This window comes from Natronobiforma cellulositropha, assembly GCF_025629245.1.
In the GTDB taxonomy this organism is placed as follows: domain Archaea; phylum Halobacteriota; class Halobacteria; order Halobacteriales; family Natrialbaceae; genus Natronobiforma; species Natronobiforma cellulositropha.
Map to the genome: position 1 here is coordinate 79,631 of NZ_JANZXN010000003.1, position 24,808 is coordinate 104,438.

The following is a 24,808-nucleotide window of genomic DNA, read 5'->3' on the forward strand; positions in this document are numbered from 1 at the left end:
GTGTTTTCGAGACGGAGGCGCGAGTCCACGTATGCGCGAGCGCTTCGAGTCGGACACCGCCTTCTACACGGCGGTCGGTGCGGCCACCGTCGCCATCTTCGCCGTCGGAGTCGCGGTGCTGGCCGTGACGAATCCCGACCGGATCGGCACGCGCGAACTGGTCGGCTTCGTCGGCGGCTTCCTCGTCTTCATGCTCGTCTACTTCGTCTCGGTGGCCGTCCACCGCCTCGAGGAACACGAGGAAACCGGCTGAGAGGTGCCTGTACACGCCCTGGTGCCGGTGTAGTCGGAATTCGTGACCGAGTCGGAAGAGCTATTTGTCGTGAGCGAGTATCTTCGAGGGCGATGGCGAAAGGAAAAGTTGATTTCTTCAACGACACTGGCGGCTACGGATTCATCACGACGGACGACGCGGACGAGGACGTGTTCTTCCACATGGAGGACATTGGAGGTCCTGATCTCGAAGAGGGACAGGAACTCGAGTTCGACATCGAGCAGGCCCCGAAAGGCCCGCGCGCGACGAACGTCACTCGCCTGTAAGCGAGTCGAGTCCTGATTCGTACACGCGGTACTGACTTCCGACTGTTCTTCGTTTATCACCCACAGAGCGCCCGCTCAGGAGTCCGACGACGGGTGCGAGAGAGGTCCCCGCCAGCCGCCAGCGTCCTCCGTGACAGCAACGGATTAGTTCCCGAGCAGCCAAGCTGAATTGATGGACGAGAACGCTGAGGCGGCCACACGACAGGGGGCGACCCGCCAGCAAACATCCGGACACGGAATCCGGGAAGATGGAGACCACGGCCGCGCGACCGCCACGGCGTCAGCCGAGTGCGAGGGGCGGTGACGTGTTTTCCCTGCTAGCCGCCCTCGAGCGGGTGACATCGCTGTCCAGACGCAGCGCCAGAGAGCACCGAGACGAGACCGTCGTCGCCGTCGGGATGGGTGGCGAGGAGTTCTGCGAACGGAACGGACTCGACCCGAAACGGGACGTCGACCGCCAGCCCGCCGGGGTGAACTTCTACTCGTACGACTGGGCGACCGCCGACCGCGGAACGGTCACCATCGAACACGGGACCCACGGATTCAGCGTCCCCGACGCACTCGGCGTGATGGGGGCCGAGGACGCAGACCGCGTGGAGACGGGATTTCTGCGTGTGTGGGTGAGCTTCGGATTCCTCGGTGGTGGGGAGGTATCTCACGCGGGCGTTAGAGACGCAACCTACGAGTTTCTCGCCGACCTCCAGGAGCGCGGCTGGTCACGGTGGCACTCGCACGGTTCACCCCGGCTGCGCGGGCGTGAGGCGTTCGAGTACATGACGGACGACCTCGTGTACTCGGCACCGCTCGACTACGAACCGACGCTCGAGGAGTGGCTGGGAGAGTACACGATTCGCTGGAGCCTCCACGCAGACGGCGTCTTCCTCACCCTGCAGTTCCGGAGAAACAGCCAGAAAATGGAGCCGGACGAGCCGGGAGAGTATTACTTCAAAATGAATCTCGAGTCACGCGACCAGCGAGGGCGCTCGTACTTCGAAGGCGAGGACCGAGACCGGTGGGAAGCGCTCTGGCCAGCGCTCTCGGCGGAGCGTCGCACACGCCGAGCCGAGAGAGAGGCAGCGTTGCGGGAGGCGGGAGCCACCATCGACGAGTCGTACACCGATCCCGAACTGCTCCCCGACGACTAGGTCGGAACCGCCCTCGAGCGTCTCAAAGTCCAGCGACGTCTTCGATGGCAACAGAGTAGTGCTCGAGCATCCACATTCACCTGATGGACGAGAACGCTGAGACGGCCACACGACGAGGAGCCACCCGTCTGCGGACATCCAGACACGGTGTCCGAGAGGACGGAGACCACGGCCGCGCGACCGCCACGGCGTCAGCCGAGCGCGAGGAGCGCTGACGTGTTTTCCCTGCTAGCCGCCCTCGAGCGGGTGACATCGCTGTCCAGACACAGCGCCAGCGAGCGGCGAGACGAGATCACCGTCGCCGTCGGGATGGGCGGTGAAGAGTTCTGCGAGCGAAACGGTCTCGATCAGAAGCGGAACGTCAACCGCCAGCCCGCCGGGTTGAACTTCTACAGGTACGGCTGGCCGACCGACGACCGGGGAACGGTGACCGTCGAGCACGGTCCCCACGGGTTCGACGTCCCCGACGCACTCAGCGTGATGGGAACTGAGGACGCAGACCGCGTTGAGACGGGGTTTCTGGACGTGTCGGTGGGCTTCTCGCTGCTCGGCGGTGGAAGCGTCTCTCACGCTGGCGTCAGAGACGCGACCTACGAGTTTCTCGCCGACCTCCAGGACCGCGGCTGGTCGCAGTGGCACTCGCACGGTTCACCCCGGCTGCGCGGGCGTGAGGCGTTCGAGTACATGACGAACGATCTCGTGTACTCGGCACCGCTCGACTACGAACCGACGCTCGAGGAGTGGCTGGGAGAGTACACGATTCGCTGGAGCCTCCACGCAAACGGCGTCTTCCTCACCCTGCAGTTCCGGAGAAACAGCCAGAAAATGGAGCCGGACGAGCCGGGTGAGTACTACTTCAGAATGAATCTCGAGTCACGCGACCAGCGAGGGCGCTCGTACTTCGAAGGCGAGGACCGAGACCGGTGGGAAGCGCTCTGGCCAGCGCTCTCGGCGGAGCGCCGCACACGCCGAGCCGAGAGCGAGGCAGCGTTACGGGAGGCAGGAGCCACCATCGACGAGTCGTATACCGATCCCGAACTGCTCCCCAACGACTAGGTCGGAACCGCCCTTGAGCGTCTCAGAGTCCGGCGATGTCTTCGATGGCGTCTGTCAGCGCCCGAATGCTCTCGACGTCGTGTTCGCCCATGTGTCCGATGCGGAAGGTCCGTTCGCCGAGTGCCGAGCCGTAGCCGTTCGAGAACACCATCTCGTACTCGTCTGCGACGGTCGCGATGGTCCCGGCGACGTCGATGTCCTGGGTGTTCGCGATACAGCTGACCGTCTGGGACTCGTAGCCCTCCTCGGGGAACATCTCGAAGTGCTCGCGCGCCCACTCCTGGGTGTAGGCGGCCATCTCGCGGTGGCGGGCGTCGCGGGCGTCGTGGCCCTCCTCGAGCATGTGTTTCATCTGCTGGCGGTAGGCGAGCATGACGGGGATGGCGGGCGTCGAGTGGGTCTGGCCTTTCTTCTCGTAGTAGTCGATACAGCGCCGGAAGCCGCCGTACCACGCCGAGGTGCCCTTCTCGGCTTCGCGCTCGTAGGCGTCCTCGCTGACGACGCAGACGCCGAGTCCCGGCGGCATGGCGAATGCCTTCTGGACGGAGGTGAAGATGACGTCGATGTTGTGTGCGTCGATGTCGACGTAATCGCCACCCAACGCGGAGACGGCGTCGACGACGAAGCAGGTGTCGGGATACTCGGCGACGACGTCGCCGATCTCCTCGATTGGGTTTCGCACACCGGTCGACGACTCGTTCATCACGCAGGTGACGACGTCGTACCGGCCGTCGCTCTCCTCGAGTGCTTCGCGAACGTCCTCGGGTTTGACCGCATCTCCCCACTCGTACTCGAGTCGGTCGACGGTCTTGCCGAGGCGCTCGGCGATGTCGGCCTGGCGCTCGCTGAAGCTGCCGCAGGTCGTCACGAGGACGTGCTCGTCGACGAGGTTGAGGATCGAACTCTCCATGAAGGCGGTGCCCGACCCCGTGAGGATGATCACGTCGTTGTCGGTCTCGAGGAACGTCTTCGTGTCCTCGACGATGGTCGTGTAGAGGTCGGTCATCCGCTCGCTGCGGTGGCCGAACAGCGGTTCGGCCATCGCGTCGACGACGTCCTCGCGGACCTCCGTCGGGCCGGGAATGTACAGCGTCTGCTCGGGGTAATCGTCTCGGTATTCGTGGTTCTCGCTCACGTGGTCCACCTGAGTACCGGCCACTGCGACCCGAGGCGGTAAGGGAGTTGTGATTGGCTCGAGGACGCGAGCGAGCACTACGATTGATGTGGAGTGGGCGCGATGGGGGGGCGATGAGTCCCGACTGGTACGACCTGGTGGCCGACGACGACCCGGCAGCGGCGTTCAGCACCCACTTCGGGTTCCTGACGGCGCAGCCGGAACTGACCGAACTCCTGGCGACGGTCGCGAACACCGTCTCAGCGATCACTGTCGCCGACGAGACGCTCGTCGTCGACTTCGAGGGCGGCACCCAGCTACGGTGTCAGCCTCCGGCCCCGTTCGTCGGCGAGACCGTCCCGGCCAGTTACGCACGGCTCGCATCGGTTCACGACGGTATCACGCTCGAGTGGGACGACGTCCCGCTGTCCTTTCTGGGAGTCGACGGCGACGGGACCCTGTATCCGTCCGAGTTCATCGCCGAGACGGAGGGATCGGACGTGTTCGCTGCGCTGGAGGCGGCGGAGCTCGGCCCAGAGCACGTCTCGCACGCGTTCGTGCACGCCCAGAACGAACTCGTCTTCAGCCCGCTCGAGCGCACCGATACGGGCGAACCGGCCGTCTACTACATCGATCACGGCGAGTGCGACCCGAAGCGGATCACCGGCGATGGGCTGTGTTTCGCCGACGTGTTACTGGTGTTGCTCGCAGAAGCGATCCTGGACGAGGCGCTCGTCCACCGGTACGCGACCGTCGGTGACGAAACTGAGTGAACGGACCGGCTAGGCCGCGAACGTCGATGTCACCGGCCATCTCTTCCCCGTGGTTGCCACAGACGTAGGTCTCCATCTCGACGGTCGCGAACAACTCGAGTGTCACCGTCTCGCCGTCTTCGTCGACGGAGTCGATCGCCTCGGGGTCGTTCAACTAAACGGTTAAATAAGAGGTCGTCGTATATTCAACTGGATGGTTGAACGACGACCGGACGACCCGAACCTAGACGCGATCTTCCAGGCGCTCTCGCACCCGACGCGGCGGGCGCTCGTCGAGCAGCTCGCGGGCGGCCCGAAGCCCGTCGGCGAACTCGCCGAACCCCACGACGTCTCGCTGGCTGCGGTGTCGAAGCACCTGCAGGTACTCGAGGACGCCGGCCTCATCGAGGTCGAGCAGGACGGACGCGTCCGGCGGTGTCACCTCGACGGCGCGCCGCTGTCGGCGGCCTTCGGCTGGCTGACCCGCTACCGCGTCTTCTGGGAGGATCGATTCGACGCGCTGGCCGACCATCTGGAGAACGATGACCAATGACACCCACGACGAGCAGCGAAACCGAGATCGAGACGACCGAGACGAGTCTGACCCTCCGGCGAACCTTCGACGCCCCGCGTGGGCGGGTGTGGCGGGCGTTCACCGACGCCGACGCGATGGCTCAGTGGTACGGCGGTGAACTGATGGACGTCGAGATTCACGCGCTCGAGACCGAACCCGGCGGGTCGTTCTCGATCACCATGCGCGACGACGAGACCTACGACATCGAGGGAGAGTTCCTCGAGGTGGTCGAACACGAGCGGGTCGTCCACACCTGGTACGTCGGCCAAGTTACAGTCGAACTCACCGACGTGGCGGGAGGCACCGAAATCGAGCTGACCCACGACGGCCTCCCGGACCGCGAGACTACCGATATGCACGCCCAGGGATGGGGCGACGCGGTCGACTCGCTGGCGACGGTGCTGGCGTCCGACGAGCCGGTCACGACGGATACGAGCGACGCACCGGCAGCGGGCACGACCGAGGCCGCTGAATTCGACCCGAGCGCGTACGACGTGACGATCACCCGGACTTTCGACGCGTCGCGCGAGGCGGTCTGGGCGGCCTGGACCGATCCCGAGCAGGTGGCCCAGTGGTGGGGTCCCGAGGGCTTCACCGTCCCCCACTGCGAACTGGACGTCAGACCCGGTGGCTCGTTCCACGTCGACATGGAGGCACCCGACGGCACCGTCTACCCCGACGCCGGCGAGGTTCTCGAGGTCGAGGCCCCGGAGCGTCTCGTCCTCGTGAGCCGGGCGTTCGAGGACGAGGAGGGAACCTACCAGCTCGAGACGCAGAGCACCGTCACCTTCGAGGCCGACGGCGAGCGGACCCAGCTCACGCTCGATGCCGAGGTGCTCACGGCGACGCCCGAGGTGGCCGTCCACCTCGAAGGCATGGAACTCGGCTGGACCGGAAGCTTCGAGAAGCTCGAAGCGTACCTCAGCGAGGCGGAAGTCGGTCGGGCGTGAGCCACGGGCCGCCACTCGAGTCCCGCGGGCACCCGTGCGTCGAGATTTCGGTCGAGGCTACGCTCGCGGAGTGAGACCAGGTCAACGCGCACTCGTCCTGAGCGAGGAACAGCGATTTGTGCCACGTCGAACGTCACCAGACTGGGTGAGCACGACGTCACGTTCGTGGTCACCGAGTGCCTGCTCCAGGACGAGGCGATTCAGAAGACCGGGGCGGCCCGGTTGCGCAAGACATCGTTCTCACAGGTGTATCGGATACAGTCCGCACAACGACTCCCCAAGGGAACGAGGCACCAGCCTCTCCGTTCCTGAGTGGTTACCGGGGAGCACTCATAGTGACGTGCTCCCGAGTGGCCGCAATTTATCCGCCGGTATCCATCCCGAGACGGCTCCTTGATTGGTTGCGTGGAACACGACGTGGAACTGATCATACTCCCGACAGTATTCGATAGCCGGACCATACGCAGACCTCGGAACCCTTACGAAGTCACAGTGGTCGATAGTTGGCCCTGTATGGCCGATCCCTAACGCAGTCGGAGGTGGGCAACACTCATCTGTGAGTACGACGGTATCATCTTCGTCCAATATTTCGGTATTACTCACCCACCGAACCGGCGTAACCCAATCTCCGGTGGAGATCTCCCCACATTCCGCATCAGGGTGGGTACAAGGGATCGCGTCTGCTGCGGCCGTTCCGCTAGCGAGAGTGACGCCGGAGATGGCAGCAGCGCCGCCACAAATGGATTTGAGTACGTTTCGCCGTGTTGTATCATCACTTCCACCCATATCCAATGGCAACATTCCCATCACATATAAAGACACTGGGCAATGTTCGTATACGACACAATCGCCTTGACGAACGTCCCAACGATACTGGCGACTGGCCCGCGACCTACACCGAGCAAACCGGCAAAGTGAAATCGGGAGTTCAGGAACAAACGAAGGGGATTTCGAACTCGTCGAGCCGACAGCACAGCAACAATATGGGGGCGACGATGCGGGTCATCGCTACGAGCGTCGACGGGTTCATCGCGACCGTCGACGCGCTCGAGTTCGGCGCCGAATCCGATCGAGAACGTGAGCGGCCGGTTTCCGGCGAACGCAATCGCTATCTCCGCACGAGCGAATCGAGCGGACGATGCCGTTCGGTCCACCCACCCATCCCTACGATACAATCCGCTACTACGAGACCGACCTGTTCACGGAGACCGTCCGGGACTGCGCGCTCCAGATCAGCGAGCACGGACAGCAAGGTACGCAGCACATCGCGTACACCGAATTACAGGCCCTCGAGGACGACCCGACGGCGGAGACCCGAGTCGAAGCCACCCTCGAGGCGCTGTGTCGGGAGATCGATCTCGCGGCTGACCGGTCGGCGGACAGCCCCCTCGAGGCGGTTCTCGCGGGCGACGAGTCGCTGTACGACGAGTCAATCCGGGACCTCATCAGGAAGCGCTACGACGAGATCGACCCGGACGATATTTACCACCGGTACAATCGAAACGTTCTCGAGCGGGTGCTCTGGACCGCCGGCTGGGAACCCGACGACTACGCGGCACTCGAGAACGAACTCCGCGAGTGTCACGAGCGATTCGAATTCTGGGAGGAGTGAACGCCCGTTCTCGAGCCTCGTGCGACCAGATCCACGCCCACGTCCGACGGTCCACGGGGTCAGCGCCCGCGATCGGGCGATAACGGCGCCCGGTCAGTCGGTCGCCTCGGCATCGTCGGTCCCATCGGCTCGGATGTCGATCTCACCGACCATCTCGTCGGGGTGGTTCCCACAGACGTAGGTCTCCATCTCGACGGTCGCGAGGAACTCGAGTGTCACCGTCTCGCCGTCCTCGTCGACGTAGTCGCTCGCCTCGAGCTGTTCGTCCTCGCCGTCGCGGATCTCGAAGTTGTGGTCGAGACCGTCTTCGTTCTGCCAGACGACCTCGTACTCACGTCCGGCGTACAGCTCGAGCGTCGGGTTCTCCTCCTCGCGGATCACCGTCGGGGAGACGCCGTTCCAGGCCGAGCGGAACGCCTCGAAGACGATCTGGTCGGTCTCGGCCCACTCGTCGTCCGCGTCGACGTCGTCCGCGTCGATGGGATCGGTTTCGGTCTCCTCGCCGTTTTCGTCGGCGTCCTCGTCGGCCGCTTCCTCCGGTATTTCTTCGGTGTCGGGACCGTCGGTCTCGTCTGCCTCCTCCTCAGCGTCCTGCGTGGCCGCCGGGTCCTGGCCCTCCTCCTCCGGGTCTTCGACGCCGTCCGGCCCGCCCTCACCGGGTTCCCCACAGCCGGCGAGGGCGAGACTCGAGGCGCTCGCGACGACGAGACCGAGCATCGAACGCCGGTCGAGTCCGCTATCGAAAGTATCGTCGCTCATACTCGAGGTCGGCGACGGAGGCGAATAAGGGCGGGGCCGACACTCTCCGGTCGGGAGCCGACGGCGGGCGTGTCTGGCCCGCGCACGAGCGCTCGCTCAGCTTCCAGGGCTGTCGGGGTCGACGTCGCTCTCGTCTTCGTCCTCACCGGGTGCGCGCTCGTCGCCCGCGCCGTCGTCGTCGGCTTCACCCTCGCCTTCGGCACCGGCGTCGTGCTGGTCCGGGTCCGCCTCGTCGCCGGGACCACCACAGCCGGCGAGCGAGACGGCCAGAGCGCCGCAGGCGAGCGCGAGGTACGACCGACGCGAACGGCGGCGGTCACGGCTGGGGATCATAGTGGCCACTCCCAGTTCGAGCGCGAAAAAGGGACGGCCGTCGTGTTCGTGGTGTCCGCTCGAGTCCGCTACGGAACCCGGCTCACTCGGTGAAGACGTCGATCGCACCGACCATCGATCCGGGGTGGGGCGCGCAGACGTAGGTGTCCATCTCCTCGGTCGCCTCGAACGTGACCGAGGTCGTCTCACCCTCGTCGTTGACGTAGTCGGTCTCTTCGAGGATGGTGCCGCTCCCGTCGCGAATCTCGAGGTTGTGCGCCTGTCCGTCGACGTTCTCCCAGGTGAGTTCGTAGGTCCGCCCGGCGACGAGCCCGAGCGTCGGGTTCGACTCGTCCTCGATGGCCGCCGGTGAGACACCGACCCAGTGCTGGCGCGAGCCCTCGAGAACGATGGTGTCCACGTCGTCCCACTCGTCGGGGTCGACCGTGTCGCCGCTCGAGCCGTTTCCGTCGCTCGTACAGCCAGCGAGCGCCGTGACCGTCGCGCCCGTCGCGAGCGCGAGCATGGTTCGTCGCGAGAGTGGTCCGTCTCGTCTCATCGCCCGAGCGTTCGACTCGATGGCACAAAAGCAAGCCGTCTTCGCCGCCCCGAGAACTGTGTGAACACGGGGCACGCGGCTCCGCTCAGTCGTCGTCGCTGACGCCGTACTGTCGGGTCGTCTCGAGCGAGAGTCTGAGGAACGCCGGGAGCGCGAGCAGCGCGATGGCGATCTCGAGACCGCCGACGGCGAGGAAGGCGACCTCGTAGCCGTAGGTGCTCGCGACGGAGCCGCCGACGAGAAAGCCCGCGAGGAAGCCGACGCTTCCGGCGAGGTTGAAGCCGGCCATCGCCGCACCACGGCCGCCGTCGTCGACGAGGTCGGTCACGAGCGCCATCGTCGCGGGTGAGATGAGCGCGCCGAGGACGCCGACGAGTACCATCGCGAGCGCGGCGGTGGCGACGGTCGGAGCGACGCTCACCCCGAGGATGCCGACGCCGTAGAGTACCGAGCCGAGGACGATGGGTATCGTGCGCCCGACCCGGTCAGAGAGGATACCGAGGGGGTACTGGAGGACGGCGAACGGCGCGAAGAAACACGCGAGTAAGAGCCCCGTCTCCGCGGGACCGAGCGCGAACGTCTCCTGGAAGTAGAGCGTACCGACGAGGGCGAAAAAGCCCGCCGTCATCCGGTCGATCAGGCCGAAGGCGAACGGAATCGTCAGCGCCGGCGTCCGCCGGACGCGCTCGAGCACCGCCCGTGCGGTGCGGCGCTCGCGCGGGGCGCGGTCGGGGACGACGGCCACGAGCGCGCCGACGCAGAGGAGCAGGCCGCCGGCGACGACCAGCGGTGCGAGCGGGTCGAGCGCCGTCAGCTGGCCGCCGGCCGGCGCGCCGAGGGCCGCCCCGAGACCGATGGCGATGCCCGCCGCGCCCATGTTCTTGCCGTGGCCGCCTTCGAGGTCCATCAGCATCGTCATCGTCAGCGAGAACGCGCCGATGGTCATCGCCCCCTGAAACACCCGCAACAGGAGGACGGTCTCGAAGGGGACGCCGTCCCCGCCGAGTGAGGGAGCCGCCGCCAGCGCGAGGTAGCCGAGCGCACCGGCGAACGCACCCGCGACGATAAACGGCGTGCGTCTGCCGGTGGCGTCGCTCACCACGCCCCAGACGCCGACGAAGGCGACGTAGGCGGCGAACTCGGCGACGAGAAACCACATACTCGCCTCGAGCGGCGTCGCGGCGAACGGCGAGGCGTCGGGGTCGCCACCGAGGGCGGCGACGAGCTGGGAGACGCCGGGGTAGAGCAACAGCTGTGAGAAGAGCACGACGAAGACGACGGCGGCGAGGACGAGTCGGGAGCGGCCGACCGAGACCGGCGCCCGCCCGACGAGCGCGCGCTCACTCGAGTACACGGGACGAGGTTGGTGCGCCGAGGGTATGAAAGCGTCCGTTCGTCGCGCGAGCGAGGGTGCGTGCGACCCACCCACACGGCCAGCCAATGTTGCCGTTACTGGCAGTCATATGCCCGCAGAGAAGTATGCGTACAAAACATGAGCGACGAGCGCGACGCCCCCGAGGACGGGGCGTACGGATTCGGAACGCGGAGCCTCCACGCCGGACAGACGCCCGACGCCGAGACCGGCGCGATGGTCCCGCCGATCTACCAGACGACCTCCTACCGGTTCGAGGACGCCGACGACGCCGCCGCGCGTTACGCCCTCGAGTCGGAGGGGTTCATCTACTCGCGGATCTCGAACCCGACGGTCGAGGTGCTCGAGCAACGGCTGGCCTCGCTCGAGGGCGGGACCGGCGCGGTGGCGACGGCGAGCGGGATGGCGGCGCTCGACGCACTCGTCCTGGTGCTCGCGAAAGCCGGTGAGAACGTCGTCTGTTCGACCGACACCTACGGCGGGACGACGGCCTACTTCGCGAAGACCGCGAGCAGGAGGGAGATCGAGACGCGCTTCGTCCCGACGCTCGAGTACGACGCCTACGAGGAGGCGATCGACGAGGACACCGCGTTCGTCCACGTCGAGACGATCGGCAACCCCTCGCTGGTGACACCCGACTTCGAGCGCGTCGCCGACATCGCCCACGAGGCGGGCGTCCCGCTGGTGGTCGACAACACCTTCGCGACGCCGTACCTGTGTCGGCCGCTCGAGTGCGGCGCGGACGTCGTCTGGGAGTCGACGACGAAGTGGATCCACGGCTCCGGGACGACCATCGGCGGGGTGGTCGTCGACGGCGGCACCTTCCCGTGGGACGACCACGGCTACGAGGAGATTGCCGGGCCGAACCACGCCTACCACGACGTCGACTTTTCCGAGGACTTCGCCGACGCGCCGCTCGCCGCGGCCATCCGCTACCGCTCGCTGCGCAGCCTCGGCAACCAGCAGTCACCGTTCGACGCCTGGCAGACCCTCCAGGGTCTCGAGACGTTGGCGCTCAGAATGCGCCAGCACTGTGCGAACGCCGCCGCCGTCGCCGACTTCCTGGCGGGCCACCCCGACGTCGCCTGGGTCACCTACCCCGGACTCGCCGAGCACCCCACCCACGAGAACGCCACGCGCTATCTCTCGGTCCCCCAGAACGAGACGACGGGTGCCTCGAGCGAGCGAGCGGGCGGCTACGGCGGCATGATCGCCTTCGGTCTCGAGGGCGGCTTCGAGGCCGGAAAGACGCTGTGTGAGGAGGTCGAGGTCGCCCAGTTCCTCGCGAACATCGGTGACGCGAAGACGCTCGTGATCCACCCTGCGAGCACCACCCACGGCCAGCTCACCCCCGACGAACAGGAGGAAGCGGGCGTGACGACCGATCTCGTGCGTCTCTCGGTGGGTATCGAGGAGACCGACGACATCGTCGCGGACCTCGAGCGAGCCATCGAGGTCGCGGCCGTCGGCGGCGACGACTGACCCGACGGCTGCCCGCCCGAGGCGAAACCCGAACGCACCCGAACGGAACGGCCCGCAGCTACTCGATTTTGAGGAACTGGGCGTCGTACTCCGGTTCGCCCTCGCGCGGGTAGATGACGATGAACGAGTGTGGCGGCAACTCGAGCAGTCGCTGTGGGAGGTCGGCGAGGTGGTCGGACCAGCCGATACTCCCTTCCCGTGGTGAGACCGTCAGGACGAGGTCGTCGGGGTCGGCACGCTCCTCGAGTCGCGGCAGGAGGTCGCCCCACTGCGAGACCTCCTCGAAGGTCTCGTCGACGTCGGGTTCGACGAGTTTGAAGAGGTTCTCGTACTGGGTCGTCCGGCCGTCGACGACGAGGACGCACAGCTCGGCACCGAGTTTGTCGGTCAGGCGCTTGATGATGTGGACGCTCTCGTAGAAGCCCTCGTGGTGGTCGACGCCGTGGGGGAGGACGACGAAGATGCGTTTGGTGGTGTTGACCGGGTGGCCGAGCCGGGAGACGAGCACCGGGAGCGTCGTCCGGTTGAGCACGCGGTCGATGATGTCGCCGAAGATCCGGCGGGTGAACGTGGCGTTGGCGTCCCACCCCATCACGATCATGTCCGCGCGCGTCTCGACGCTGCCGCGGACGATTCCCGACGCGATGTTGTGGTTCAGGCGCGTCTCGGTGACGATCGGTACCTCGGCGGCCCCGCCGAACTCGGCGGCGCGCGCCAGGTCAGCCTCGACGGCGGCGATGGTCTCTTCGGTGTTCCTGTCCGCGTCGGGCTGGACGACCGTCATGAGGTGGATCGGCTCCTCGGCGAGTTCGTCTTTGAGGACGAAGCCCAGCTCGAGCAGCTGCCGTTGCCGGTCGGCGTCGGTCGAGAGTGGGAGGAGCAGGCGCGGGTCGTCGACGCCGCCCTCGCCGGGTTCGACGGCCGTCTCGAGGGCGATTCGGCGGCCGTAGCGCTGGGTGAGCGCGGGGCTGATGACGGCGGCGACGAGCATCATGAGGACGACGGCGTTGAGGATCTCTTCGCCGAAGAGACCCTGGTCGAAGCCGATGAGGGTGATCGCGAGCGCCGCGGCGGCCTGGCCGACCGAGAGCCCGAAGATGACGCCGCGCTCGTCGGGGGTGTAGCCCTGGACGAAGGCGACGAGCCAGGCGGCGACGAACTTCATGACGACCATGACGCCGATGATCAGCGCCGCCGTCTGGATCGTTCCCAGGCCGTCGAGGATGACGCTCGGGTTGACCTGCATTCCGACGTAGAGCAGGAAGAAGGGGATGAAGAAGGCGTTGCCGAGGAACTCGATGCGGTTCATCAGCGTCCCGCCGCGCGGGATCTGGCGGTTGAGCGCGATCCCCGCGACGAACGCGCCGAGAATCGCGTCGAGGCTCTCGAGCGGACCGATCAGGCCGAGGCTCTCGGCGAGGCTCGCGGCGGCGAAGAAGACGACGGCGACGAAGAGGAACTCGTAGTAGCTCTCCTCGCTGAAGCTCTGGAAGAACCACTGGGCGATCGGCGGGATGACGAACCAGATCAGCCCGAAGAGGATGGCGAGCGAGACGAGCACCGAGGCGACCAGTCCGACCGAGAGACCGCCGCCGACGGCGGCACCGAGGGCGATGGCGAGGACGACGAGCGCCAGCGTGTCGGTGAAAAGGATACCGCCGAAGACCGCCGAAATCGCCCGGTTCTTGGTGATGTCGAGCTGGTTCACGGTCGGGTAGGCGATCAGCGTGTGTGAGGAGAAGACCGCCGCCAGGAGTAACGACGCCCAGATGTCGAGGCCGAGCAGCCAGTGGCCCGCGGCGGTGCCGACGGTGAACGGCAGCAAGAACGAGGTGAGTCCGAACAGCGCGGCGTGCTGGGGCTCTTTGACGAAGCTCCGTAAGTCGAGTTCGAGCCCGACGGTGAACAGCAGGTAGACGAGACCGACGGTGCCGAGCAGTTCGATCGCCGACGACTCCTCGATCAGACCCAGCCCGAACGGGCCGATGAACGTTCCGAAGAGGACGATGCCGACGATCCCTGGGAGACCGGCGCGTTTGATCACCAGCGGGGCGACCAGAAAGCCCGCGAGCGCGAGGGTGAAGACGAGAACCGGCTCCTCGAGCGGGAAGAGAGAGAGTGTTGTCAGGAGAGAGAACATCGAGATCGTCAACCACCGTCTCCGTCACCGGCCACCGTTCTCGCGTCCGTCGCCCTCCGGCGGAGTGTGAGAGTGCGCAGTTTCTGTGGCGCTTTTTCGACATGCGCAACACTATCCGACGAAATCGATTCCATAAGTGGACTGGCGTCTCAAAAACTAAATCAGTACCGGTTTTCGGGTCCACAGCGTACGCGGGACGCTACCACACGCTGCAGAATTTACCGTAACTGTGGGTTATAAACTCGAGTAGGACTATGCATCTCACGTATGATTGGAAGGGGACAGCCAGGCGTCCACCCGGCGCGCACGCCCGCTCGAGCCAGCAGGGGCGTCGCCGGCCGGTGGCTCGACGCGCGCGGCCGGTGGCGGTGTCGGCGGCCAGGCGGTGGAGACGAAGCGAGAGCGAAGCGAACGGGAGGGAGACCGTGACGACGCGAGACGTCGTCGACCTGGGCAGTTACCGCTTCGAGTGTGGGGAGTCGATTCCCACGCTCGAGGTCGCCTACGAGACCTACGGCGAGTTCGACGGGGCGAACGCCGTCCTGGTGTGTCACGCACTGACCGGCAGCGCTCACGTCGCGCGCCGCCCCGACGCGGGCGGGGAGACCGCCGGACAGGCCCGCGCCTGGTGGGGCGACGTCGTCGGTCCCGGGAAGGCGATCGACACCACCGAGTACTACGTCGTCTGTGCGAACGTGCCGGGTTCCTGTTACGGCACCACCGGTCCCGCCAGTACGAACCCGGAGACGGGCGAACCCTACGGGACGGACTTCCCGCCGGTGACGGTGGGCGACTGGACGCGCGTCCAGCGCGCGCTGCTCGACGAACTCGGCGTCGGCCGCCTCCACGCGGTCGTCGGCGGCAGCGTCGGCGCGATGAACGTCCTCGACTGGCTGCGCCGCTACCCCGACGACGTCGAGCGCGCCGTGAGCGTCGCCGGGGCCGCCCGCTTAGACGCCCAGTGTCTCGGTCTCGACGCCATCGCCCGCCGGGCGATCACCGCCGACCCGAACTGGAACGGCGGCCACTACTACGACGGCGATCCACCGAAAGAGGGTCTCGCCCGCGCCCGCCAGATCGGCCACGTGATGTACCTCTCGAAGGCGTCGATGGGCCGGAAGTTCGGCCGCCGCTCCGCGGGCCGGGAGGCGACTCGAGACGACCCACCGGACCCCGCAGCGGCCTTCTTCCCCTACCGCGAGGTCGAGTCCTACCTCGACTATCAGGCCGAGAAGTTCACCAAACGCTTCGACGCCAACAGCTACCTCTACCTGACGCGGGCGATGGACGATTTCGACCTCTCGGCGGGCTACGAGGGAGACGCCGACGCGCTGGCCGCCTTCGAGGGCGAGGTACTCGCCGTCTCGTTCACCGGCGACTGGCACTTCACCGTCGAACAGTCGGCGACGCTCGCGGCGGCCTGTCGCGAGGCGGACGTCGACGTCGCCCACCACGTGATCGACTCCGACCACGGCCACGACGCCTTCCTCGTCGAACCCGAGAAGGTCGGCCCGCCCCTGGCCGCCCTGCTCAGGGAAGGACTGTCCGGACGGGCGATCACCGACACCGACGACCGCGACGAAGACGAGTTCGCCCCCGTCCACACCAGCCTCTTCTCCGACTGACGACGGCTCACCGCGTCCCTGCAGCGTCCGACGAGGGCGTGTTCGTCCCCTCGAGCCGTTCCGGCAGGTCGATCCGCACCCGCGTCCCGCCCGCCGTCGGCTGGGTGAACGAAACCGATCCACCGAGGCGGGCGGCACCCCAGGTGACGAGCCACAGGCCGAGTCCGCTCGCGTGCTCGAGCGGCGTCTCGGTCCCGGCGTCGATCGGCGTCCGCTCGAGTTCGGGGATGCCCGGCCCGTTGTCGGTGACGATGATCGTGACGCCGTCGCTCGTGCGCTCGAGGTCGACCGTGACGATCGGCGGGTCGCCGCCGTGGACGACCGCGTTCTGGATCACGTCCTCGAGGACCGCCTCGAGCAGCGTCGGGTACGTCGAAACCGTGAGCGCGTCTGCACGCGAGGTGACCGGCGAGGGGGCTCCCAGCGAGAGCGGGCGGCCGTCGAGCGTGACCGTGAACGAGGCGTCGTCGTACCGGTCGACGACCGACCCCAGCAACGACGCGAGCGAGACGGTGGTCGGACTGCCGGCTGGAACGTCGAGGAGGCGCTCGAGCCGTCTCGCCTTCTCACCGAGGGCGGCGAGCGATTTGGATTGCTCGACGATCACGGTCGCGAGTTCGTCGCGCGGCGGGTCGACCACCGTCTCGAGCTCGGCCGCGTACGACTGGATGACGTTCAGGTCGTTTCTGAGGTTGTGTCTGATGACGCGGTTGAGCACGGAGAGACGCTGACGGCGCTGGGTCTCGTCGGTCACGTCGTGGAAGACGAGCGAGTGGCCGAGTGTGGCCGTTCGGCCGCCGGAGATCGTCGAGATCGTGACCTCGTAGGTTCGGTAGCCGGCGGTCGTCTCGAGGCGCAGGGTGAACCGGCCGGGAGCGATGTCGGGCGTTCGGTCCGGGAGCACGTCGGTGATGGTCGCCCCGGTCAGTGACCCCTCGCCACCCTCGAAGATGCGGGCAGCGGCGGGGTTGGCGTCGACGATTCGGTCGGTGTCGTCGAGCAAGAGGACGCCGTCGTCGAAGTCGTCGATGACGCGCCGTTTACCGATCCGGCGGGCGGCAGGAGCCGAGTCGAACACCGAGGTCTTGAAGAGGACGACGGCGGTGACGGCGTAGACGAGACCGAACAGCAGCGGCGTCGCGTCGACCTGGGGGTAGGGACCGAGACCGAACAGCCAGGCGACGCTGACGGCGACGAGCGGACCGGTGACGCCGATGAGCGCGAGCGCCTGTTTGGTGTACAGCGAGTCGCGCGCGGCGAACAGCATGACGACGGCGACCGACCCCGCGGCGACGACCAGGTAGCTGTAGGCCTTGTGGACGTAGAGCCACGGTCCCTTCTCGTAGGCGACGGCCGCCGCGTCGGCGGTCGGAGCGAGTCGGTAGTCGCTCCACATCAGGTTGTGGACGTCGTTCGTGAGCACCGCGAGGACGGTGATGACCGGCACCGTCCACAACAGCACGTGGTGTGAGGGAGCGAGCGATTCGACGCGCCCGGTGTAGTGGAGGACGAAGACGAAGAAGGCCACCGGGACCATCCCGTGGCCGATCCAGATGGGGAGTTCGAACAGCCACCGGAGCGACGGATCGAAGACGAGCAGGCCGCCCGCGTAGCCGAACGTCCAGCAGGCAGCGCCCGCGACCGAGACGGCGTACCAGTCCGCACCCGGCTTGTGCCAGCGCGAGACGACGAGCACGCCGAAGACGAGGCTCACGAGACCCGACAGCAGTGCTGTCACGAACAGCGGCGACGTGAGCGCCATACACTCCGTGGTACACCAGGGTCTATGCCCGTTTCGGCCGACAGGCTCAGCGCCGACGTCGGCGGTCAGTCCGCAGCGTGGACACCACCGATCGTCCTCCCGTCTCGAGCGGCGGATACCTCGAGTGCGTACTGCTCGAGGGCGTCACCGCCCGAACGCTGCCGGCCCGTCCAGCGGGAGGCATCCGCCACGAACAGGCGGAACTGTTCGCGCGTGGTCAGCGTCGGCGAGTCCGGAGACGGCGACCGGTACCAGGCGATCAGTGACCACATGCCGGCGGCCGCCGCCGAACCAGCGGCCGAGAACGGCATACCGAGGGAGGCGAACGTGAGCGCGTAGACGCCGCCGATGCCCATCGACGGCAGACTCGTCCCGAGCGGGACGCGTGCGCTCACGTCGCGCAGCGTCGGCGCGAGGAACACGATCGAGAGGGCGCTACCGAACGAGAAGACGAGGTCCTGCCAGATCATCGAAAGAGAGTACTCGCAGACGAGTAAAAGTTCGTTGGTATCAATAACGGTACGTATTCGTGACGGTCAGCGAGCGCGGTCACTCGGTTCACAGGCACGGGACTCCCTCGAGAGTGTGGTCCAGTCGCGAGCACCAGATCAGGCGCGCGCCAGCACGCCCTCCTCGACGAGCAGGCCCTCGAGTTCGGCCATCGAGGAGACCGAGACGTCACAGTGGGGAGCGACGGCCGGTTTCGGGTCGAAGCCGACGGCGAGACCGGCGACCCGCAACATCGGGAGGTCGTTCGCCCCGTCGCCGACGGCGACGGTGTCGGCGAGGTCGACCGACTGCGCGCTCGCGAGGTCCTCGAGCGCCGTGTCTTTGGTCCCCTCGATCAGCGGTCCCTCGACGCCACCGGTGAGCGCACCCTCCTCGAGCGGGAGGCGGTTCGAGACGATGTGGTCGACGGCGACGCCCTCGCGTTCGAGAGCAGCCTCGACGCCGCGTTCGAAGCCGCCGGTGAGGATGGCGGTCGTGACGCCGGCGTCGTTGAGCGCGCGGATGAGCGCCGCGGCGTCCTCGCGCAGTTCCACCTCGCCGTAGGCGGCGGCGACGTCCTCCTCGGGGAGGTCCTCGAGTAAGGCGGCGCGTTCGCGCAGGCTCTCGGCGTAGCCGATTTCGTCGTTCATCGCACGGGCGGTGATCGCTTCCATCTCGGCGGCGACCCCACAGCGGTCGCCGAGGAGAACGGTCATCTCGGAGTCAGACAGCGTGCCGTCGAAGTCGAACGCGACGAGCGTCATTGGGCGGTGGTTCGGAGAGGAGGGTTGAAAAGGGTCCGTTTTGCCGCCGCCGGTGGCGGCTCACTCGGCGTCGTCGGCCGCCGGGTCGAGCGCGGTGGCGTCGTCGCCCTCCGAGCGGGCGGCAGCCGTGGCACCGTCAGCGGACGGCTGTTCGGTGGCCGCCTCCGAGGACGAGCCACCAGCACCGACGGCCGGCTCCGCGTACTCGTGGACGCGCGTACCGGGCGGGGCGTCCTCGAGGAAACTGAGTTCGCGCTGGGGGAACGGGATGGTGATGCCCGCCTCGGCGAAGGCGTCGTCGACGCCACGGTTGACCTGATCGACCGCGCGCCACTCGCTCAGCGGGTGAGAGATGTACGCCCGGAGTTCGAAGACGAGGGCGCTGTCGCCGAACTCCCTGAACAGCACGCGCGGCGGCGGCGACGCCCGGATCAGCGGTGCATCGTCACAGACCTCGAGGAGGATGCGCTCGACCTCGTGGTAGTCGGTGCCGTAGGCGGCCGTGATCGGGATGCGCAGGCGGATGTGTCGCTGTGGCGCGGTCTCGTTGACCACCTGCGTCGAGTTCAACACCGCGTTCGGCACCGTGACGAGGACGTTGTCGGTCGTGAGGACGGTCGTACTCCTGACGCCGATGTCGGTGACGGTGCCGCGCATGTCGTCCTCGAGTAAGATGACGTCGCCGAGTTTGTACGTGTTGTCGAAGTAGAGGGCGACGCCGCCGATCAGGTTCGAGATGGCGTCCTGGGCGGCGAAGCCGATGACGATCCCCAGGATACCCGCGGAGGCGAGAAACGGCGTGACCTCGATCCGCCAGATCGAGAGCAACAGCAGTCCGGCGGCGACGACGACGCCGATCTTCCAGAGGTTCTTGAACATGGGGGCGAACTCGTACTCGATGTCGCGGGCGTTGACGATCTCGATCCAGCGGCTGCCGACGCGGATCGCCGCCCGAGCCCAGAGTAAGACCAGCACCGTCAACAGCGTCGAGAGCACCACACTCGCGAGCGGCGACTCCTCGGGACCGAGGACGGTCACGCTGAGGTAGACGCCGAAGAACCCGATCGAGAGCGCGACCGGCGTGTGAACCTCCTCGAACACCGCCCAGCCGATCGAGGTCTCCGTGAGGTCGCCCGAGCGCTCGAGGTAGCGCTTGCTCGCCCAGTGGACGAGTTTCGCGAGCAGGTACGAGCCGACGAGGAGCACGGTGACCGAGAGCCAGACCCGCTCGTCGGGAATCGCGTCGAGCCAGGGGAGCAGCGACTCGAGACGTGAGGGCAGCGAGTGGAGCCACTCGTCGACGTACTCGAGGAGGTCTGCGGGCGTGGCGTCGAGCACCGACGCCGAACGCACGGCGGCGAGCGCGAGAAGCGAGGAGAGCAGCGCGGACATAGAGACTGCGTAGAGGCTACCGACCCGGTGCTCATAAGCGTGGGTGGTCACACTCGCGCGGGCCGCCCCGCCCGACACAGAAGAGAGTGCGTGTGACGGCGACTCGAGACCAGGGCCGCTCGAGCGTCTTACAGGCGTTCGAAGAGCGCGATCACGTCGTCGAAGCCGACCCGGCCGTTGCCGCTGAAGTCGAAGCGGTCGACGTTGCCCTGGACGGCATCGCTGTCGTGCTCTTCGAAGAACGTCACCACGTCGTTGAACCCGAGCTGACCGTCGCCGGTGACGTCCTCGTACAGTCCATCGCCCGTGAGGTCCTGCGGCGTGTTCCCCGCGATCGTGAGGTCCTCGGACGAGACGGCCGTCGACCTGTCTTCCAGGTAGAGATCCCGTTCGGCCACCGTGATGGTACTCGGAACCTCCTCGAAGCGCACCGAGAGGGCGTACTCGCGCGTCGACACGTCGTCCGTACAGCCTGTGGGCGGAACGTACGTCTCCCGATAGGCGTCGACGATCTCGATCTCGAGGTGGTCTGCCTCCTCGTCGTAGTCGACGCCACCGACGCCGACGGTCTTACACGAACTCGAGCCGATCACGACCGCGCCCTCGGCCACTAGCTGTTCGCCGTCGAGTACCGCCTCGGGATCGGCTTCGGCGGCCTCGAAAGAGGCGAATTCGCCGACGGTGAGTTCGTAGTCGGTGACGAACGCGGGGAATTCGGGTGGGTCGCGTCGGTGAATCGAGTGGGCGTCCTCGCCGTCGACCCGCTCGACGACGGCGACCGAGTCGACCGGCCCGTCGACGGCGGCGCTGAGTTCGTACTCGACGACGCTGATCGCGTCACCGCAGTCCCAGGGGTCCTCGCCTTCGAGTTCCCAGGCCGGGACGTGCTCGACGACGACGCCCAGCCGAGCGCTGTGTTCGTCGTAGCCCAGGCGCTCGAGAACGAACGTGTCACAGCCGGTCTGGCCGAAGCGGTGGGCACCGGTGACGACGACCTCCCCGCCGTCGAAGTCGACGGCGACCGGCGACCCTGACGTACCACCGTGGCTGTCGACCGTGAACTCGTAGTCTTCGATGTTGTGTATCCAGGGGTCGAACTCGTCCGCTTCCCCGGAGACGGTGACGACGCGCTCACCCACGGAATCGGACTCGGTAACGGTGACCGCCTCGAGTGGCTCGTTGGCCGTCACCACCAGTTCGTAGTGCTGGCCGAAGTGGACGGCCGGACAGGCGCTTCCGGGAAGGTAGTCCTCGCCGTAGGTGTCGACGACCTCGATCTCGAGGTGGCCCGGTTCGTCCTCGGCGTAGGCGAGGCGCTCGAGACCGACCGTCAGACAGCCGGTGAGCGAGAGGATCCCCTCGACGACGACCTCGTCGCCGTCAACCGTGACTGCAGGGTCGTCTTCGGCCTCGGTGTACGAGTCGGCGAAATTACCCAGCGTCAGCTCGTACTCGACGCCGTCTGGCACCTCGAGCGGTGGCTCGCGATACTCCGTCGTGGTGTACGTCTCGTCTTCGATGGTCTCGAATAAGACGACCGACTCGGGTGGTCCCTCCTCGAACGGCACCGAGAGTTCGTAGCGGACGGTACTGTGTGCGTCGGCACAGACCCATTCGTCTTCGTCCTCGCCGTAGTACTCCCAGGTCCCAATGTGGTCGACCACGACGCCGAGTCGGTCGAGACCCTCGTCGTAGGCCAGTTTCGAGAGGACGAACGTGTCACAGCCGGTATGAGGGAAGGTGTAGCCGGTGTCGATCACGACCGCGTCGTCCTCGAAGTGGATGTCAGTCGGTCCCTCGGGTCCGATCGGGGAACCCGTGCCGAAGCTACTGGTGGCGAAGTCGTAGCTATCGACGTTGTACGTCTCGGGTTCCCAGGAGGGGGTGTCCGCCGCCGCCGACGGGAGCGCGGAGGCGAGTCCAGTCCCGACGAGACCCGTGCCGACGACGGCCCGCAAGAACGTCCGCCGGTTCTCACCGGAGAGCGAACTCGGCCCGTTCGATCCCTCGTCGGTGCGCCGGTTCGCCGCTGAGTCACCACGTACCATGGGATAATAACCCATCTGTAGTAACAAATAATTATCCATCCACACGTGAACGTTATTCCGGTCCTGGCGAAATCACCGGCCTGGTGCAGCCACCGCTCGAGGGGCAGTCAGTCGGTCTCAGGGTGATCGGCCGGGACGGGGAGTCGTCTCGAGACCCCAGTCCGGACTCGCGTGTGGGTGCGTCCACTCACCGCACCCGTTCCCGTGCATCCGTTCACCGTCGGCGATGAATCGGAGACGGACGCACATGGATGGCCCGCTCGAGCGCGCAGTGTTCACGTTCGGCGGATTTCGACCACAACGGAAGGGTTTACCCGCTCCACACGAGTGAGTCGCTCATGAAGGTACTGGTCACAGACCCGATCGCCGAGGCGGGTCTTGACGTACTCCACGAGGCTGGCCACGACGTCGAAGAAGCCTACGATATCGACGGTGAGGAACTGCTCGAGGCAATCGCCGACGCCCACGCCCTGATCGTCCGCTCGGGCACCGACGTATCACGGACGGTACTCGAGGCCGCAGACGAACTCGTCATCGTCGGCCGGGCGGGCATCGGCGTCGACAACATCGACATCCCCGCGGCGACCGACGAGGGCGTGATCGTCGCCAACGCCCCCGAGGGCAACGTCCGCGCGGCCGCCGAACACGCCGTCGCGATGACGTTCGCCGCCGCGCGCTCGATCCCACAGGCACACATGCGGATGAAAGCCGGGGAGTGGCCAAAGAGCGACTACATGGGCAAGGAGGTCAACGGCAAGACCCTCGGCGTCGTCGGCTTCGGCCGCGTCGGCCAGGAGGTCGCGAAGAAACTCGACGCCCTCGGCATGGACCTCGTCGCCTTCGATCCCTACATCTCCGAGGAGCGTGCCGACCGCATCGGCGCCGAACTCGTCGATCTCGAGACCTGTCTCGAGCGCGCCGACTTCCTGACGATGCACACCCCGCTCACCCCCGAGACCGAGGACCTCATCAGCGACGAGGAACTCGAGCTGTTCGGCGAGGGCTACATCGTCAACTGTGCGCGCGGCGGCGTCATCGACGAGGACGCCCTCGCCGCGAAGATCGAAGACGGCACCGTCGCCGGCGCGGCACTCGACGTCTTCGCCGAGGAACCCCTCCCCGAGGACTCGCCGCTGCTGTCCGTCGACGACGTCATCCTCACCCCCCACCTCGGCGCCTCGACCGAGGCCGCCCAGGAGAACGTCGCGACCTCGACGGCCGCACAGGTCGTCGCCGCACTCGCCGAAGAACCCGTCGCGAACGCGCTCAACGCCCCCTCGATCGACGAGACCGCCTTCCAGCGGCTGGCACCCTACGTCGAGATCGCAGAGACCGCGGGCAAAGTCGCCGCCCAGCTGCTCGAGGGACGGATCGAAACGGTCGACGTCACCTACGAGGGAGAGATCGCCGGCGAGGACGTCGAGTTCGTCACCGCCAGCGCGCTCAAAGGCGTCTTCGAGCCGCTCGAGTGGCAGGTCAACGCCGTCAACGCCCCCCAGATCGCCGAGGACCGCGGCGTCGAGGTCGTCGAGTCGAAGACCCGCCAGGCCGAGGACTTCCAGAGTCTGATCTCGGTGACCGTCTCGAACGACACCGACGAGGTCTCGGTCGACGGAACGCTGTTCGCCGGTGACGACCCCCGGATCGTCCGCGTCGACGGCTACCGCGTCGATGCCATCCCCCACGGCAAGATGGTCGTCACGCGCAACACCGACGAACCCGGTGTCATCGGTCTCATCGGCACCGTCATGGGCAGCCACGGCGTCAACATCGCCGGCATGTTCAACGCCCGCGAGACTATCGGCGGCGAGGCACTCACCGTCTACAACGTCGACGGAACAGTCCCCGAAGCCGCCCGCGAGGAACTCGAGACCGACGAACGGATCGTCGCCGTCCGCTACATCACGCTCAACGGCCAGTAGCGCGCCAGTTCTCACGGTTTTCGAACGCGTCGGTGAACGAACCTACAGCCACCGCGTCGGCGTGAGCACCTGGCGCACACGAGCGCACCAGTCCGCCCGTCCACTCGGAGTGGGCGCTTCGGTGCGCGACTCGAGCGGCCGTTCGTAGGCGTCGACAGTCGCCTCGAGTTCCTCGACGCGGGCGCGGAAACGTACACACTCGAGTTCCGTCGCGAGTCGGGCACGCGGGCGCGAGAGTGTGTCGGGAGTCTGACTCGAGGGAGCACGCGCGGAGGAGGATGCGTCAGCGGGTCGGGCAGCCGCAGACTCGGCGCTCGAGTCGCTGGCGTGACTGGCCGTATCGAGGGCGGAGAGCGGTCGATGTGCGGGAGACATCGGCTCTAGTGTACAGGCGACGGAAGGAAAAGTGTGGGTCAGTCGCACGTCAGACACGTCAGAC

25 protein-coding genes are annotated in these 24,808 nt (G+C 66.7%); 13 read left to right on the forward strand and 12 right to left on the reverse strand.

The features are described from left to right. Positions 1–31 precede the first annotated feature (31 nt). The 6 genes from N0B15_RS00435 (at position 32) to N0B15_RS00460 (ending at position 2,741) form a co-directional block, all read left to right on the forward strand. Positions 32–253: a hypothetical protein gene (locus N0B15_RS00435; protein WP_263004990.1), complete on the forward strand. Its 222-nt coding sequence runs from the start codon at positions 32–34 to the stop codon at positions 251–253. Positions 254–345: 92 nt separating this feature from the next. Continuing rightward, positions 346–540, forward strand: coding sequence for a cold-shock protein (locus N0B15_RS00440; protein ID WP_263004991.1), 195 nt, complete (start codon positions 346–348; stop codon positions 538–540). A gap of 172 nt (positions 541–712) precedes the next feature. Then, a complete protein-coding gene (locus tag N0B15_RS00445; protein ID WP_263004992.1) occupies positions 713–844 on the forward strand; it encodes a hypothetical protein in 132 nt (43 codons plus the stop codon). Between the two features lies 1 nt (position 845). Beyond that, entirely contained in the window at positions 846–1,685 is an 840-nt protein-coding gene (locus N0B15_RS00450) for a hypothetical protein (RefSeq protein ID WP_263004993.1), read from the forward strand. A gap of 83 nt (positions 1,686–1,768) precedes the next feature. Beyond that, complete coding sequence (locus tag N0B15_RS00455) at positions 1,769–1,900, forward strand: hypothetical protein (RefSeq protein WP_263004994.1); 132 nt, start codon at positions 1,769–1,771, stop codon at positions 1,898–1,900. A 1-nt stretch (position 1,901) separates the two neighbouring features. Continuing rightward, positions 1,902–2,741, forward strand: coding sequence for a hypothetical protein (locus N0B15_RS00460; RefSeq protein WP_263004995.1), 840 nt, complete (start codon positions 1,902–1,904; stop codon positions 2,739–2,741). Positions 2,742–2,763: 22 nt separating this feature from the next. Here the strand turns inward: N0B15_RS00460 and N0B15_RS00465 are convergent, their stop codons facing one another. Further along, entirely contained in the window at positions 2,764–3,876 is a 1,113-nt protein-coding gene (locus tag N0B15_RS00465; RefSeq protein ID WP_263004996.1) for a pyridoxal-phosphate-dependent aminotransferase family protein, read from the reverse strand. A 113-nt stretch (positions 3,877–3,989) separates the two neighbouring features. Here N0B15_RS00465 and N0B15_RS00470 point away from each other — a divergent pair, with 113 nt between their 5' ends. The 4 genes from N0B15_RS00470 (at position 3,990) to N0B15_RS00485 (ending at position 7,743) form a co-directional block, all read left to right on the forward strand. Beyond that, positions 3,990–4,628 carry a hypothetical protein gene (locus tag N0B15_RS00470; protein WP_263004997.1) on the forward strand — a complete coding sequence of 213 codons (639 nt, stop codon included), beginning with the start codon at positions 3,990–3,992 and terminating at the stop codon, positions 4,626–4,628. 193 nt (positions 4,629–4,821) lie between these two features. After that, positions 4,822–5,160 carry an ArsR/SmtB family transcription factor gene (locus N0B15_RS00475; RefSeq protein ID WP_263004998.1) on the forward strand — a complete coding sequence of 113 codons (339 nt, stop codon included), beginning with the start codon at positions 4,822–4,824 and terminating at the stop codon, positions 5,158–5,160. Continuing rightward, the gene (locus N0B15_RS00480) at positions 5,157–6,131 is read left to right on the forward strand and encodes an SRPBCC family protein (protein ID WP_263004999.1); all 975 of its coding nucleotides are present in this window, start codon (positions 5,157–5,159) and stop codon (positions 6,129–6,131) included. Before N0B15_RS00475 ends, N0B15_RS00480 begins: the two co-directional genes overlap by 4 nt. Positions 6,132–7,269: 1,138 nt before the next feature. After that, positions 7,270–7,743, forward strand: a complete 474-nt coding sequence (locus N0B15_RS00485) for a hypothetical protein (protein WP_263005000.1) — start codon at positions 7,270–7,272, stop codon at positions 7,741–7,743. A gap of 93 nt (positions 7,744–7,836) precedes the next feature. Here the strand turns inward: N0B15_RS00485 and N0B15_RS00490 are convergent, their stop codons facing one another. The 4 genes from N0B15_RS00490 to N0B15_RS00505 all read right to left on the reverse strand — a co-directional run bounded on the left by N0B15_RS00490 (position 7,837) and on the right by N0B15_RS00505 (position 10,727). Next, positions 7,837–8,502 (reverse strand): cupredoxin domain-containing protein, encoded by a 666-nt coding sequence (locus N0B15_RS00490; protein WP_263005001.1) that lies wholly within the window; start codon positions 8,500–8,502, stop codon positions 7,837–7,839. A 96-nt stretch (positions 8,503–8,598) separates the two neighbouring features. Further along, the gene (locus N0B15_RS00495) at positions 8,599–8,835 is read right to left on the reverse strand and encodes a hypothetical protein (protein ID WP_263005002.1); all 237 of its coding nucleotides are present in this window, start codon (positions 8,833–8,835) and stop codon (positions 8,599–8,601) included. Positions 8,836–8,917: 82 nt separating this feature from the next. Beyond that, positions 8,918–9,373, reverse strand: coding sequence for a cupredoxin domain-containing protein (locus tag N0B15_RS00500; protein ID WP_263005003.1), 456 nt, complete (start codon positions 9,371–9,373; stop codon positions 8,918–8,920). Positions 9,374–9,458: 85 nt separating this feature from the next. Next, complete coding sequence (locus tag N0B15_RS00505) at positions 9,459–10,727, reverse strand: MFS transporter (protein ID WP_263005004.1); 1,269 nt, start codon at positions 10,725–10,727, stop codon at positions 9,459–9,461. Positions 10,728–10,865: 138 nt separating this feature from the next. On the opposite strand from N0B15_RS00505, the gene N0B15_RS00510 reads away from it, so the two are divergent. Continuing rightward, positions 10,866–12,227, forward strand: a complete 1,362-nt coding sequence (locus N0B15_RS00510) for an O-acetylhomoserine aminocarboxypropyltransferase/cysteine synthase family protein (protein WP_263005005.1) — start codon at positions 10,866–10,868, stop codon at positions 12,225–12,227. 58 nt (positions 12,228–12,285) lie between these two features. On the opposite strand, the gene N0B15_RS00515 is transcribed toward N0B15_RS00510, so the two are convergent. Then, on the reverse strand, positions 12,286–14,367 hold the full coding sequence (locus tag N0B15_RS00515; RefSeq protein ID WP_263005006.1) for a cation:proton antiporter: 2,082 nt from the start codon (positions 14,365–14,367) through the stop codon (positions 12,286–12,288). A 425-nt stretch (positions 14,368–14,792) separates the two neighbouring features. On the opposite strand from N0B15_RS00515, the gene metX reads away from it, so the two are divergent. After that, positions 14,793–15,992, forward strand: a complete 1,200-nt coding sequence (gene metX / locus N0B15_RS00520) for a homoserine O-acetyltransferase MetX (protein WP_263005007.1) — start codon at positions 14,793–14,795, stop codon at positions 15,990–15,992. A 7-nt stretch (positions 15,993–15,999) separates the two neighbouring features. On the opposite strand, the gene N0B15_RS00525 is transcribed toward metX, so the two are convergent. From N0B15_RS00525 to N0B15_RS00545, 5 genes are all read right to left on the reverse strand, one after another. Beyond that, positions 16,000–17,754 (reverse strand): histidine kinase N-terminal 7TM domain-containing protein, encoded by a 1,755-nt coding sequence (locus N0B15_RS00525; RefSeq protein WP_263005008.1) that lies wholly within the window; start codon positions 17,752–17,754, stop codon positions 16,000–16,002. A 65-nt stretch (positions 17,755–17,819) separates the two neighbouring features. After that, entirely contained in the window at positions 17,820–18,224 is a 405-nt protein-coding gene (locus tag N0B15_RS00530; RefSeq protein WP_263005009.1) for a hypothetical protein, read from the reverse strand. Positions 18,225–18,362: 138 nt separating this feature from the next. After that, positions 18,363–19,007, reverse strand: a complete 645-nt coding sequence (serB, locus tag N0B15_RS00535) for a phosphoserine phosphatase SerB (RefSeq protein ID WP_263005010.1) — start codon at positions 19,005–19,007, stop codon at positions 18,363–18,365. Between the two features lie 60 nt (positions 19,008–19,067). Next, positions 19,068–20,399, reverse strand: a complete 1,332-nt coding sequence (locus tag N0B15_RS00540) for a mechanosensitive ion channel family protein (RefSeq protein ID WP_263005011.1) — start codon at positions 20,397–20,399, stop codon at positions 19,068–19,070. 128 nt (positions 20,400–20,527) lie between these two features. Continuing rightward, on the reverse strand, positions 20,528–22,447 hold the full coding sequence (locus N0B15_RS00545) for a hypothetical protein (protein ID WP_263005012.1): 1,920 nt from the start codon (positions 22,445–22,447) through the stop codon (positions 20,528–20,530). Positions 22,448–22,785: 338 nt separating this feature from the next. Here N0B15_RS00545 and serA point away from each other — a divergent pair, with 338 nt between their 5' ends. Continuing rightward, positions 22,786–24,369, forward strand: coding sequence for a phosphoglycerate dehydrogenase (serA, locus tag N0B15_RS00550; protein WP_263005013.1), 1,584 nt, complete (start codon positions 22,786–22,788; stop codon positions 24,367–24,369). A 42-nt stretch (positions 24,370–24,411) separates the two neighbouring features. Here serA and N0B15_RS00555 read toward each other — a convergent pair whose 3' ends face one another. After that, positions 24,412–24,744: a hypothetical protein gene (locus N0B15_RS00555; RefSeq protein WP_263005014.1), complete on the reverse strand. Its 333-nt coding sequence runs from the start codon at positions 24,742–24,744 to the stop codon at positions 24,412–24,414. Positions 24,745–24,808: the final 64 nt, after the last annotated feature.

Coding starts and splice junctions, on each gene's coding strand:
- N0B15_RS00435 (WP_263004990.1), top strand. CDS start 32: ATGCGCGAGCGCTTCGAGTCGGACACCGCCTTCTACACGGCGGTCGGT.
- N0B15_RS00440 (WP_263004991.1), top strand. CDS start 346: ATGGCGAAAGGAAAAGTTGATTTCTTCAACGACACTGGCGGCTACGGA.
- N0B15_RS00445 (WP_263004992.1), top strand. CDS start 713: ATGGACGAGAACGCTGAGGCGGCCACACGACAGGGGGCGACCCGCCAG.
- N0B15_RS00455 (WP_263004994.1), top strand. CDS start 1,769: ATGGACGAGAACGCTGAGACGGCCACACGACGAGGAGCCACCCGTCTG.
- N0B15_RS00470 (WP_263004997.1), top strand. CDS start 3,990: ATGAGTCCCGACTGGTACGACCTGGTGGCCGACGACGACCCGGCAGCG.
- N0B15_RS00475 (WP_263004998.1), top strand. CDS start 4,822: ATGGTTGAACGACGACCGGACGACCCGAACCTAGACGCGATCTTCCAG.
- N0B15_RS00480 (WP_263004999.1), top strand. CDS start 5,157: ATGACACCCACGACGAGCAGCGAAACCGAGATCGAGACGACCGAGACG.
- N0B15_RS00485 (WP_263005000.1), top strand. CDS start 7,270: ATGCCGTTCGGTCCACCCACCCATCCCTACGATACAATCCGCTACTAC.
- N0B15_RS00490 (WP_263005001.1), bottom strand. CDS start 8,502: ATGAGCGACGATACTTTCGATAGCGGACTCGACCGGCGTTCGATGCTC.
- N0B15_RS00495 (WP_263005002.1), bottom strand. CDS start 8,835: ATGATCCCCAGCCGTGACCGCCGCCGTTCGCGTCGGTCGTACCTCGCG.
- N0B15_RS00500 (WP_263005003.1), bottom strand. CDS start 9,373: ATGAGACGAGACGGACCACTCTCGCGACGAACCATGCTCGCGCTCGCG.
- N0B15_RS00510 (WP_263005005.1), top strand. CDS start 10,866: ATGAGCGACGAGCGCGACGCCCCCGAGGACGGGGCGTACGGATTCGGA.
- N0B15_RS00515 (WP_263005006.1), bottom strand. CDS start 14,367: ATGTTCTCTCTCCTGACAACACTCTCTCTCTTCCCGCTCGAGGAGCCG.
- N0B15_RS00525 (WP_263005008.1), bottom strand. CDS start 17,754: ATGGCGCTCACGTCGCCGCTGTTCGTGACAGCACTGCTGTCGGGTCTC.
- N0B15_RS00530 (WP_263005009.1), bottom strand. CDS start 18,224: ATGATCTGGCAGGACCTCGTCTTCTCGTTCGGTAGCGCCCTCTCGATC.
- serB (WP_263005010.1), bottom strand. CDS start 19,007: ATGACGCTCGTCGCGTTCGACTTCGACGGCACGCTGTCTGACTCCGAG.
- N0B15_RS00540 (WP_263005011.1), bottom strand. CDS start 20,399: ATGTCCGCGCTGCTCTCCTCGCTTCTCGCGCTCGCCGCCGTGCGTTCG.
- N0B15_RS00545 (WP_263005012.1), bottom strand. CDS start 22,447: ATGGTACGTGGTGACTCAGCGGCGAACCGGCGCACCGACGAGGGATCG.
- serA (WP_263005013.1), top strand. CDS start 22,786: ATGAAGGTACTGGTCACAGACCCGATCGCCGAGGCGGGTCTTGACGTA.
- N0B15_RS00555 (WP_263005014.1), bottom strand. CDS start 24,744: ATGTCTCCCGCACATCGACCGCTCTCCGCCCTCGATACGGCCAGTCAC.